15 protein-coding genes, 1 tRNA gene and 1 pseudogene are annotated in these 11,122 nt (G+C 63.7%); 7 read left to right on the top strand and 10 right to left on the bottom strand.

The annotated features are described in order from the left end of the window. The 5 genes from VN004_RS13370 to VN004_RS13350 all read right to left on the bottom strand — a co-directional run bounded on the left by VN004_RS13370 (nt 1) and on the right by VN004_RS13350 (nt 3,164). Nucleotides 1–86 (bottom strand) — tRNA-Ser (locus VN004_RS13370). A 133-nt stretch (nt 87–219) separates the two neighbouring features. Continuing rightward, complete coding sequence (locus VN004_RS13365) at nt 220–498, bottom strand: hypothetical protein (protein WP_325610786.1); 279 nt, start codon at nt 496–498, stop codon at nt 220–222. An 18-nt stretch (nt 499–516) separates the two neighbouring features. Next, entirely contained in the window at nt 517–1,344 is an 828-nt protein-coding gene (locus VN004_RS13360; protein WP_325610784.1) for an extradiol ring-cleavage dioxygenase, read from the bottom strand. A gap of 128 nt (nt 1,345–1,472) precedes the next feature. Continuing rightward, complete coding sequence (locus VN004_RS13355; protein ID WP_325610781.1) at nt 1,473–2,438, bottom strand: tripartite tricarboxylate transporter substrate binding protein; 966 nt, start codon at nt 2,436–2,438, stop codon at nt 1,473–1,475. Between the two features lie 144 nt (nt 2,439–2,582). Continuing rightward, on the bottom strand, nt 2,583–3,164 hold the full coding sequence (locus VN004_RS13350; RefSeq protein WP_325610779.1) for a TetR/AcrR family transcriptional regulator: 582 nt from the start codon (nt 3,162–3,164) through the stop codon (nt 2,583–2,585). Nucleotides 3,165–3,269: 105 nt separating this feature from the next. Between VN004_RS13350 and VN004_RS13345 the strand changes: the two genes are divergently transcribed. Next, nucleotides 3,270–4,007 (top strand): MBL fold metallo-hydrolase, encoded by a 738-nt coding sequence (locus tag VN004_RS13345; protein WP_325610777.1) that lies wholly within the window; start codon nt 3,270–3,272, stop codon nt 4,005–4,007. Continuing rightward, a complete protein-coding gene (locus VN004_RS13340) occupies nt 4,004–4,177 on the top strand; it encodes a hypothetical protein (RefSeq protein WP_325610775.1) in 174 nt (57 codons plus the stop codon). Before VN004_RS13345 ends, VN004_RS13340 begins: the two co-directional genes overlap by 4 nt. 5 nt (nt 4,178–4,182) lie before the next feature. On the opposite strand, the gene VN004_RS13335 is transcribed toward VN004_RS13340, so the two are convergent. Beyond that, complete coding sequence (locus tag VN004_RS13335; protein WP_325610773.1) at nt 4,183–5,013, bottom strand: alpha/beta hydrolase; 831 nt, start codon at nt 5,011–5,013, stop codon at nt 4,183–4,185. A 78-nt stretch (nt 5,014–5,091) separates the two neighbouring features. Continuing rightward, nucleotides 5,092–6,078, bottom strand: coding sequence for an amidohydrolase family protein (locus tag VN004_RS13330; RefSeq protein WP_325610771.1), 987 nt, complete (start codon nt 6,076–6,078; stop codon nt 5,092–5,094). A gap of 357 nt (nt 6,079–6,435) precedes the next feature. Here VN004_RS13330 and rplU point away from each other — a divergent pair, with 357 nt between their 5' ends. From rplU to VN004_RS13310, 4 genes are all read left to right on the top strand, one after another. Beyond that, nucleotides 6,436–6,828, top strand: a complete 393-nt coding sequence (rplU, locus tag VN004_RS13325) for a 50S ribosomal protein L21 (protein WP_325610769.1) — start codon at nt 6,436–6,438, stop codon at nt 6,826–6,828. 137 nt (nt 6,829–6,965) lie between these two features. After that, nucleotides 6,966–7,238, top strand: a complete 273-nt coding sequence (rpmA, locus tag VN004_RS13320; RefSeq protein ID WP_325610767.1) for a 50S ribosomal protein L27 — start codon at nt 6,966–6,968, stop codon at nt 7,236–7,238. Nucleotides 7,239–7,364: 126 nt separating this feature from the next. Next, nucleotides 7,365–7,964 (top strand): GNAT family N-acetyltransferase, encoded by a 600-nt coding sequence (locus VN004_RS13315; RefSeq protein ID WP_325610765.1) that lies wholly within the window; start codon nt 7,365–7,367, stop codon nt 7,962–7,964. 142 nt (nt 7,965–8,106) lie between these two features. Then, entirely contained in the window at nt 8,107–8,310 is a 204-nt protein-coding gene (locus VN004_RS13310; protein ID WP_325610763.1) for a cold-shock protein, read from the top strand. Between the two features lie 344 nt (nt 8,311–8,654). Here VN004_RS13310 and VN004_RS13305 read toward each other — a convergent pair whose 3' ends face one another. The 3 genes from VN004_RS13305 to VN004_RS13295 form a co-directional block, all read right to left on the bottom strand. Then, the gene (locus VN004_RS13305; protein WP_325610761.1) at nt 8,655–8,813 is read right to left on the bottom strand and encodes a hypothetical protein; all 159 of its coding nucleotides are present in this window, start codon (nt 8,811–8,813) and stop codon (nt 8,655–8,657) included. A 368-nt stretch (nt 8,814–9,181) separates the two neighbouring features. Further along, nucleotides 9,182–10,174 carry a DUF1775 domain-containing protein gene (locus VN004_RS13300; protein WP_325610759.1) on the bottom strand — a complete coding sequence of 331 codons (993 nt, stop codon included), beginning with the start codon at nt 10,172–10,174 and terminating at the stop codon, nt 9,182–9,184. 56 nt (nt 10,175–10,230) lie between these two features. Next, a complete protein-coding gene (locus tag VN004_RS13295; protein ID WP_325610756.1) occupies nt 10,231–10,617 on the bottom strand; it encodes a DUF2946 family protein in 387 nt (128 codons plus the stop codon). Nucleotides 10,618–10,714: 97 nt separating this feature from the next. Between VN004_RS13295 and obgE the strand changes: the two are divergent. Further along, a pseudogene (gene obgE, locus VN004_RS13290) lies at nt 10,715–11,122 on the top strand (GTPase ObgE); the annotation flags it as partial.

Below are 11,122 nucleotides of genomic sequence, written 5' to 3'. Positions count from 1 at the left end.
GGAGAGGGAGGGATTCGAACCCCCGATACCCTTGCGAGTATGCCGCATTTCGAGTGCGGTGCTTTCAACCACTCAGCCACCTCTCCGCGGGGGCCGAACAGGGCGAACCGCCCTCGGACGGGCGCTTACTTAGCCAAGGAGCCTGCGCGAAACAAGGGTCGCGAACGCCCGCCGGTGGCGAAACCCGAGGCCCGCGTCACCCTGAGCGGCGGACGGCCGTCAATGCCCGCCTCCCGCCGTGCCGGCGCTGCGGATGCGCTCGCTGAAGTTCTGGATGTTGAGTCCGCAGATGCCGAAGCGGGCGAGATACCCCATCAGGAAATCGTTCACGCCCATCCGGTGCAACGCAACGACGTCACCCGCCAGGAGGGCGCGCTTCTCCTCCTCGGTCAGGCGGTAGCGCGCGATGGCGCCCTCGGGATCCGTCTGCATGGCCTTGCGGAAGGCGTGGTCGCGCAGGGTTTCGCGGCAGAGCCGGTCGAGTTCCAGGACGCTCATCGCTTCACCTCACCGGTCTCAGAGCCGCCAGCCGGCATAGGCGTGGCCGTTTTCCATCTGCTTGTCGAGAAAATCGGGCTTGCGTCCGTCGGTGAAAGCCAGCATCGCGATCCAGTTCAGCAGCTCGCCGCCGACATTCCCCGCCGCATGCATGCGGTCCTCGGTCGCCGCCGCGATCAGCCCGGCGGTGTCGCCGGCGGCGATATAGCGGCAGACCTCGTGCACCCAGTCCGGGTCCGGCACGCCATCGGTGAAGCCGAGCCGGATGCGCGGGCCGAACACCTCGAGCGAAAAGCTCCCGGTGCCGATGATCGCGACGCGCAGCTTATCCGGATAGGCCTCGAGCGTACGCCGGATCTGCCGGCCGAGGTCGAAGCAGCGCTGCGCCGGCGGCAGCGGCGGCACATGGCCGGAGATGAAGAACGGGATGACCGGCCATTGCATGCCGGGATTGACGAAATGCAGCGGCACCATCACCGAATGGTCGCAGCCAAAATCGCGCAGCGTTGCGATGTCGTAGCCGGCGCGCACGCCCTCGTCGCGGATCGCCTCCGCGAGCCTCGGCATCGACGGCACGTCGTAGATCGGCATGCCGCCGCGCGGCTCGTCGTTCGGGCCGCGAAAGCCCTCGTCGATGCCGATCGCGAGAATCGGAAAATTGTCGAAGAAGAAGGTGTTGTAGTGATCGGTATCGAAGATCACGATCACGTCGGGCCGCGCCGCTGCAAGCGCATCGCGCGCCTTGCCGAACATGATGCCGGTCGGCGACGAGGGGCCCTCCTCTTCGACCTTCGACGGAAAATACGGGGTGTGCGGCAACCCGAACGCCGCGACGATCTCAGCCAAGTGTAACTCCCGACTCCTGCTGCTCTTAATGTCGTCATTGCCGCGCGGCCGCGTGAGCGGCGCGACCCGGCAATCCATCTTGCGAGGATGACGGCCCCCCGGGTCAAGCCCGGGGGTGACCGAGACTCCTATTTCCCCGCGATGCCCGCCGCTTTCACAAGTTCCGCATTGTCCTTGATCTCCTTTGCGATCATCGCGCGGAAATCGCCGGCGCTCATTGTCAACGGATCGGCGCCAAGCTTGGTCAGCTTTTCCTGCACGCCCGGATTGGCCAAAGCCGCGGCGATTTCCTTGTGCAGCCGCTCCACGATCGGTGCGGGAGTTTTGGCCGGCGCGAACACCCCGATCCAGAAATTATATTCCGAGTTCGGATAGCCGGCCTCCACCGTGGTCGGCACGCCCGGCAAGGCCTTGCTGCGCGACGATGCCGAGACCGCGATGGCGGCAAGCTTGCCGTCGTTGATCAGCCCGCGGGCCGGCGCGAGCGGAGTGAAATAGAAGTCGATCCGGTCGGCCACGATTTCACGCAAGGCTTCGGGCGCACCCTTGAACGGCACGTGCTGTGCCTTGGCCTTGGTCGCGAGCAGGAAGCGCTCGGCATTCACATGCGAGGCGCTGCCAGCGCCGGCCGATGCGTAATTCAGCGTGCCCGGCCTGGCGCGCAGCGCCTCGACCAGATCCTTCACCGATTTGTATTTCGCGGGCGCGACCACCAGCACATTGGCGAGATTGGCGAGCGGAATGACCGGCGCGAAATCCTTTTCGGTGTCGTAGGGCAGGTTCGCGAAAGTCGATGGCGTGATGGTGTGCGATGATGAATTGACAAGCAGCGTATAGCCGTCCGGATCGGCCTTCGCGACGGCGTTGGCGCCAAGCGTGCCGCTTGCGCCGACGCGATTATCGACGACGAAGGTCTGGCCGATCTGACTGCCGACCTGCTCGAACACGGTGCGCGCGATCACGTCGGTTGCGCTGCCGGCCGTGAACGGAATGATGACCTTGATCGGCTGACCCGCGGGCCAGGTCTGGGCATGCGAATGCGTTGCGCAAGCGAACAATGCGGTGGCGACAAGCGCCATTGTCGATCTGAGCATGAGCGTTTCCCGTGCGTGGTCGTTGTTTGCGTTTGTTGTTGCACGGGCGGGCATGACGGGCCAATGCGGCATTTGATCCGTCAACGCATTCGCCTCTCTCGTGAATTTTCATGAAGTGGGAAAGCGCACCCGATAGTGGCGCGCTCAGGCTTTCGCGCTATCGATTGCCTGCACCATCGCGTCGACCGCGGCGGCCTGTTTCAGTCCGGCGCCGCGAGCGAGCGTGCGCCAGGTGTGGAAGCTCAGCGCCAGCTGAAGCATCGCGCGCTGCTTCGCGGTCAGCTTGGCGCCCAGCACCTCGTTCCATGCAATCATGAATGGCGCGAAGCGTAGCTCCACAATCTCCCGCGTCAGGGGATGAATCTCCGCGTCGCGCACCACGCAGGCGACCAGCGCCTCATTGCGCTCGTACCAGTCATAGATCGCCCGCAACCCCGTGGTCAGACGCTCGCGCTGATCGCGGATGTCACGCCACGCAGCGGCAGCGGGCATTGGCTGGCGTTCGAAATGCAATCCCGAGCAGGCGAGCGAAAGGCTCCGCTCGTCCGGGAAGTGGGCATAGAGCGTGTGGCGCTGAACACCCGCCCGCTCGGCAATCATGCTGAGGGTCGTGTTCGCGGGGCCGACGGTGCCATGCAATTCGATGGCGGCTTCAACGATGCGCCGGCGGGTCTCCGCCTGCTGCTCCGCGCGCTTCCTCAGGGTGTAGCGTCGGGTGCTCACCATTTCGTTATACTAACGTGTGCAACGAAATCTTGCAAGGCGGCGACTATTCATTACACATATTTGTGCAATGAAATGGGGTGCCATCACGCCCCCAGGGAGCCGGTCATGGAAACCAGGATCACCGAAATCGCCGACGGCATTTTCCGCCTGTCGACCTTCGTGCCGGAGATTGCACCGCCCTCCGGCTTCACCTTCAACCAGTTCCTGATCCTGGGCGACGAGCCGCTGATGTTCCACACCGGCCTGCGCAGGATGTTTCCGCTCAATCGGGCAGCGTTGAGTCGTGTCATCGCGCCCGAGCGGCTGCGCCACATTGCTTTCGGCCATTACGAGGCCGACGAATGCGGCGCAATGAACGAATGGCTCGCGATTGCGCCGCATGCGCAGGTCGCGCACGGCCAGACCGGCGTCTATGTGTCGCTGAATGATATGTCGGACCGCGCGCCCCGCATCCTGCAGGACGGCGAGGTCATCGAGCTCGGCGGCGGCAAGCGCGTGCGTTACATCGGTACGCCGCACACACCGCATGGCTGGGACGCCGGCGTGATGTTCGAGGAGCAAACCCAAACACTGCTCTGCGGCGACCTGTTCACGCAGGTCGGCGACGGCCCCGCATTAACCGAGGGCGATGTCGTCGGACCCGCGATCGCGGCCGAAGACCTGTTCCGGTATTCGGCGCTCGCGCCGAATATGGGCGCGACCATCCGCAGCCTCGCAAGCCTCGCACCCCGCAGACTGGCGCTGATGCACGGCCCGTCCTTCGCGGGCGACGGCGCGGCCGCCCTGCACGCGCTCGCCGACGATTACGATCGACGTTTCCGCGCCGCGAGTGTGCAGCCATGACCGATATCACGCTTCATAGCCTCGCCGCGGGCCCGAGTATCGGCACGCATGTCTGGCGATTTGTCGCGCGACTGGCGCGCGCTGCCGATCGCATCCTGTTCGCGCATCGGATCCGCTACGACCTCAGCGAATTGCCGCCGCGCCTTCGCCGGGACATTGGCCTCGGCTGACGATGCTAATGCGAGACCAACACCATCAGCGCCGCGGTCAGGTGGCCGTCCGCCGAAAACTCGTCCAGAATCGAGAAGTGGTCGTGCCCGTCCAGAGGCAGGAGCGTTGCCGGCAGGCCGGCCGTTCGCCGCGCCGCATGATAATCCCGCGACTGCCGCTGAAGCTCCGGCAGCTCGCCCGTGCCATAAGCGATCGTCAGCGGCGCGGATCGGGCGGGAAAATGCTGGATCGGGCTCAGCGCCCGCGCGTCCTCCACGGTGAGGTTGAGCTTCTCGTTCAGATAATTCAGCGCACAGGGCTCGACATCGAAGATGCCGCTGATCGCGAGCCCGGCATCGACCTCGTCAAGCGCCATTGCCATCGCGGTCAGGTGCCCGCCGGCGGACCAGCCCGACACCACGAGCCGGCTCTGCGCAACACCATAGGTTGGCCCTTCGCGGCGCAGCCAGCGGATCGCCGCGTGAGTCTCGGCGACGATGTCAGCGAGCGTCGCCTCGGGCGCGAGCGTGTATCCGATCAGCGCCGCATCGAAGCCGCGCGCCATCGGCCCTTCGGCCATGCAGCTGAAGATCTCCTTGGCATTGCGCTGCCAGTAGCCGCCATGGATGAAGACAAAGAGCGGCGCGCCTTCTTTGCCGCACCGGAAGATGTCGATGCGGTTGCGCGGCCGCGGCCCATAAGCGAGGTCGAACAGTTCGGGATGCTGCTGCCGGAACGCGGCGCTGCGCGCTGTCCAGCCGGCGAGGCGCTCTGCGCTGTCCGCAACCGCAATGGAGTTGTTGTAGGCGGCGTCGAGCTGCGCCTGCGTCATGCCGCGCCAGACAATGACCGTCATGTCGGTATCATTGCGGCAACGCTGTGCTGACGCAAGCGACGCCGCCATGCCGCGCAGCTCTGGTCGTTGCGCACTACGCTACAGCTTGAACAGCGCCTCCGCGTTCTTGCCCGCGATCCGCTTCGCCTGATCGGGCGGCAGCGCATTGACGCGGGCGAGGCAGCCGATCATGTCGCCGATATTGTGCGGATAATCCGAGCCGTAGAGCACGCGGTCCGGCGACCCGGCGACCGAGATGCACAGATCGAGCGCGCGCGGATCGTACACCACGCTGTCGTACCAGATGCGCTGCAGATAGGTTGACGGCTTGTCCTTGATCACCTCGGCGCAGCCCGGGATCATCTCCCAGCAGCGATCGAGCCGGCCGGCGAGATAGGGCAGCGTCGCGCCGCCGTGGCAGGCGATCAGCTTGATGTTGGGATACTTGTCCAGGAATCCGGAATAGATCATCCGCGTGAAGGCGAGCGTGGTATCCGCCATGAAGCCGACCGGCGGAATCATATTGAATTCGTCCATGTGCTGTTCGCGCACGCCCTGCGGCGCACCGGGATGCACGAGCACCGGCAGCTTCAACTTGTCGATCTCCGCCCAGACCGGGGCGAATTTCGGATCGGTGAGATCGTCGCCGTCGATGTTGGCGATCACCATCACGCCGACGGCTCCGTTCTTCACGCAGCGATTAAGTTCGGCTTTCGCGTCGTCGGCATACTGAAAGGGCAGCGAGGCGAACCAACGGATGCGGTCCGGCTTCGCGCGCTGCTGCTCGGCCATCGAATCGTTGACGATCTGCGCCGCCTTCAGCGCCACCTCGCGGCCTCCCCAATAGGCATTCGGACAGGTGAGCGAGACGATGGCGATATCGACTTTCGCCTCGTCCATCTTCCTGATGCGAAGCTCGTAGTCCCACATGCCCGGAAACAGCGTCATGAATGGCGCATCGTAGAGATGCACGGCGTCCTGCCCGGCCCTGGTTTTCTTCAGGGTGTATTTGCCGGTGCCGTGGGTGCGCAGCAGCTCAAGATAGTCGCGCGTGAGCATATGGGTGTGGACGTCGATGACCGGCATTTCGCGTTTCCTCGATATCGTTCAGGCTTGGTGTTGTGGTTTTGAACGGGAGCGCAGCAAAGCCGCGGATGGCCGGGCCGATCAAGTCCAAAGCCGTTCCGATAGGATTTTCTTCATCTGAAACCGGGGAGGAGCCGGCTCGATCGCCAAAAACCCGCCCGCACGGGGCGTCATCCCGCCCCGGAATCGGCCCGTTTTTCTTGACTCTGTGGGGCTCTCCCCCCATAAACCGGCCCAACGGCGGGCCCCTTTTGGGGGCCCTTTTCGTGCTTCCGGGCACGGCCGGACACCCATCAGACTGAAAGAAGCCGGTCCGGTTCATCCGAGCGCCGGGGCATGAACACGAAGGAAAAAACGATGTTCGCAGTCATCAAGACCGGCGGCCTGCAATATTCGGTCGCCGAGGACCAGGTGGTCCGGATCGGCCGCATCGCCGGCGAACCGGGTCAGATCGTCCAGATCGGCGACGTGCTGATGCTGGGCGGAGACAAGCCGGAAATCGGCGCCCCGCTCGTCGCGGGCGCATCGGTTGCGGTCGAGATCGTAGAACAGAGCCGGGGCCCAAAGGTTATCGCCTTCAAGAAGCGTCGGCGCAAGAATTCGCGGCGCAAGCGCGGCCATCGGCAGGATTATACCGTCGTGCGGGTCTCCGAGATCCTCACCGGCGGCGCCAAGCCGACCAAAGGCCCGAAGCCGAAGCCGGAACGCAAGGCCCCCGCGCCCAAGGCCGAAGGCAGCGAAGCCGCCTAGGCCAGCGACCTGGCCGCGCGCGTCACGCGCGCGGGGCCGGAGGCGAAAAATCTGCGCGGTGCCGCAAGGCGGCCCACAAAATGAGATGATTCCGTCACGGAATCGGATTATTAGAATTTTGAGAGAAGGATTGAGCCATGGCTCACAAAAAAGCAGGCGGATCATCCCGTAACGGCCGCGACACCGCGGGCCGCCGCCTCGGCATCAAGCTGTTCGGCGGTCAGGTGGCGTTGCCTGGCAACATCATTGCGCGTCAGCGCGGGACCACGTGGCATCCCGGCGACAATGTCGGCATCGGCAAAGACCATACCCTGTTCGCGCTGACCGCTGGTCGCGTCGAATTCAAAGCCAAAGGTAACGGTCGCACGTTCATCTCCGTCGTACCGATGACGGAAGCTGCGGCAGAGTAAACGGCGAATCTCAAGTGAGGTCCGCCGGTTCACGTCGAACCCGGGGGACCCTCAGACGGGCTCCAGTTTTGAGGGGGAGACGGGTGAACCGGCTCCCCCTCAAAACTTTTACAAAGGAGCCTGACCATGACCTGCCTGGAACTCGAAACCCGGACCTACCGGGAAGGCTGTATCCCCGTCCTCGAGACCGAGCGGCTGATTCTGCGCGCGCCGAAACTCGAGGACGCTAAGCACGTAGCCGCGCTCGCCAACGACAAGCGTATCGCCGAGAACACGCGACGCATCCCGCATCCCTATTCTCGTAGCGATGCTGAGGATTTCATCGCCGCGGCCAATACGCCTCAGGGGGATATCGCTTTTCTGATCACCACGCATGCCGGGCTGCCGATTGGCGCCTGCGGTCTCGCAATGCACGATGATGCAGCACCGGAGATCGGCTATTGGCTCGGCGTCAAGCATTGGGGCAAGGGTTACGGCACCGAAGCGGTCCGCGCCGTGATCGATTTTGCATTCACCGAACTTGCGCATGAAAGCCTGTGCGCCGGCGCCCGCGTCATTAATCCGGCGTCGCGACGCATCCTGGAGAAGTGCGGATTTCAATGGACCGGTGTCGGCCTGTGCCGGATTCAAGCGCTCAATTCGTCGGCACCCATCGATCGATTCCGGCTGGATCGCGGATTGTGGGCGTCGTTGCGCCGCTGGAGTAACGTGAAGCGGGTGTCCTGACATCCGCTCCATTCCGGTTGTGTCCCGCCCACCGCAATGAGAGGTGGAAATTTCTCGCTTTTCCGGCTATGAACGGAAAGCCTGCGAGATGTTCTACCGGACGCTCGTGTCGGCGGACATCTCGTTAATTGGGGAAATAGACGTGGCTACAGGTACCGTGAAGTGGTTCAACGCGACCAAGGGTTATGGCTTCATCCAGCCGCAAGGCGGCGGCAAGGATGTGTTCGTGCACATTTCCGCAGTGCAGCGGGCGGGCCTGACCGGTCTGAATGAAGGCCAGCAGATCGAGTACGAAATCGTGTCCAATCGCGGACGCGAATCGGCTGAAAATCTGAAGGTGCGGTGATGTGTTGCGAAAGCGGCCGGACGTGACACAGCCGCTTTCGGAACATCGAGAGGTCAAAAAAGCCCGGCACGCCAGCCGGGCTTTTTCATTAGGTGAACATTGCCGCTGGTGAACATTGCGGCGCTTCCGGATCGGCGACGCATTCGCAGATTTTGCGTCTTCCATGCTCGTATTCGAAGGCGTGAATGATCTTCGAAGACGTGAATGATCCTGGCGGAGTGGAGCGCCGTTTCGTCGACTGACCGTTCCGTCATTGCGAGCAAAGCGTAGCAATCCGTTCGCCCTCTCGGATTGGCTCGGGAGCTCTATGGATTGCTTCGTCTCGCTCGGCTTCGCCGCGCTGATCAGATCGGACTCGGTATCGGCGACAGATCGCATTGAAAGGCGTAGCAGCGCGTCGCCTCGTCGCCGGTCATCATCTGATCGGGGAAATAGCCGTCGCCGCGCGGACCGATGTTGCCGGAAACCGGCATCGGACAGAATTTCGGTCTCGAATTCCTCACGCAACGTGACCAACAGCAACGCTGCGGCGGTTCAGCGCGATCAGGTCCGCCGGCGACAATCCGATCTTCGCGGTCCAGTCCGGACTCGCGCACACGATGCGGTTTCCGGAATGAAACCGGCATTGCGGGCCTTTGCGATCTGGATGTGCCGGACAAAAAAATTATCGCGAAGACGCTTCTCGCCCTCCTCGCTTGTATGCATCACGATCGCAGAATTCTGCGGCAGGTCGATTCTTTCGGGGAAGATCAAAGTGGTTTTATATCTTCCGGACGATCTGCAAAAGCGCCGGGTGATCCGCAAAAGTTTGAGGCGCTGTGCGGGCAGGCACAGCGCCTCCATGTTGGCTGCAGTAGGCCCGGCGGTTTCGCTAGTGATGATGCGAATGGCCTGCTGGTTTCGGCGCGCCGCTTCCGATCGGGCTGACCTTGAACTCGACGTCGACCTTTCCGGCCTTTTCGAATTGCAGCGTGCCCTTCACCGACTGGCCGACCTTCAGGCCGGACGTCAGGTCGAGGAACATCAGGTGATGAGCGCCCGGCTTCAGCTCGACGGTCTCTCCCGGCTTGATCTCGAGCCCATTGGCGAGAGGCCGCATCCGCATGATACCGCCCTCCATCGCCATTTCGTGAACCTCGAAACGGCGTGCGAATGGAACCGTTCCGCCGATCAACCGATCCGGCTCCTGTCCGGTATTGGTGATTGTCAGATAGCCGCCGGCCACCTTGGCGCCACCGGGCGTCGCGCGGGCCCACGGCCCCTCCACCGTCAGCGATCCCGCCTTGTAGGTCTTGGCCTCACCGGTGGTCGCAGCACCATGACCGCCGCCTGGCTCACTCTGCTGCGCGAGGATGATCAACGCCGGCGCCGGCGATTTCAGCGCATGTGAGTCCTGCCCGTTTGCCGGGATATCGACCCATCGCCACTCGCCCTTCTCGCATTGCTGCGTCACCGGGATATAGACAGGTCCGGGCTTGAGATCGCGCGCGAGGTAAGCCGAGAAGACGAACTCGTCATAGTGATCGTCCGCCAGCTTGCCGCCGCTCCAGACGATTTCCTTCACGCCTTCGCTGAGCTGCTGGCCATGGAAATAGGGATAAGACTGGCCATACGGCCCGCGCACGGTCTCGATCTGCCAGCCGGGTTTCGGCATCGGCTTGACCGCGATGACCCCCTCGGGGATCTGCGCGCTGACCTTGGTCGTCGGGCTGCCGGTGCAACCATGCGAGACGCGCAGCACCGCCTTGTAGCTTGTGCCGGACCGCGCCTCGCGCGTTTCGAGGGTGACATGGGCCTGGGCCGCGGCAGAAGCGAGCGACGCGACGCCCAAAGCGGATAGTGCAAGGAACGCCTTGCGTGACATGAACTTTCTCCGATGAATCTGTGTGGGATGGGCCGCGCGCACGGCGCGGCAGACGGTCACACATTCATCGGAGGAGCGCGCGCCGGACCGGCCCTGATGCGGGAGGCAGGCGGGGCATCGCCGGCGGAAGGGGGCGCCGGTGAAATCGGCCGCGACACCGGCAACGCGGCAACGACCGCGCCGGCCGGAAGCATTGCGGTCCCGCCCATGCACGCGCCGCACAGGACGCAACTGATCTTGCCGGCGGCGGGAGCCGGTCCCTGCGGCGCGCCGGGGTCGGCGCTGTCCGTAGCCCCGTTGCCGAAGCAATAGACCGCAAGCGAGCCGTCCGCCTGCACCTGCACCGGCGCAAGCGTCGTGAACACCGCCTGCAACGCGATGGCATAGGCCGCGATCAACGCTGCCAAAGCCCGCAATTGTCTGCCCGGCAGGAGGTTCGTCATGCGCTCAAAGATAGCAAATCCAGCGGCCGATCGGTTTTGTTCAGCCTAGCACACAAATCTCGGGTGAAGTGCGCCGGCCTCACCTATATTGCGGCCCATGAAATTCCTCGACGAAGCCAAGATCTATATCCAGTCCGGCGCCGGCGGGAACGGCTGCGTGTCGTTCCGGCGTGAAAAATTCATTGAATTCGGCGGCCCCAATGGCGGCGATGGCGGCCGCGGCGGCGACGTGATCGCGCGCGCGGTCGACGGGCTCAACACCCTGATCGATTATCGCTTCATGCAGCATCACAAGGCCGAGCGCGGCGGCAACGGGATGGGCAAGGACCGTCACGGCGCCAACGGCAAGGATCTGATCCTCAAGGTCCCGGTCGGCACCCAGATCTACGAGGAAGATGGCGAGACCCTGCTCGCCGATCTCGACAAGGCCGGCCAGGAGGTGGTGCTGGCGAGAGGCGGCAATGGCGGCTTCGGCAACGCCCATTTCAAGACCTCGACCAACCGT

This window comes from Pseudorhodoplanes sp. (assembly GCF_035565855.1).
In the GTDB taxonomy this organism is placed as follows: Bacteria; Pseudomonadota; Alphaproteobacteria; order Rhizobiales; family Xanthobacteraceae; genus Pseudorhodoplanes.
Note: the sequence above shows the minus strand (reverse complement) of the source record. Positions and strands in the feature narration are given on the sequence as shown.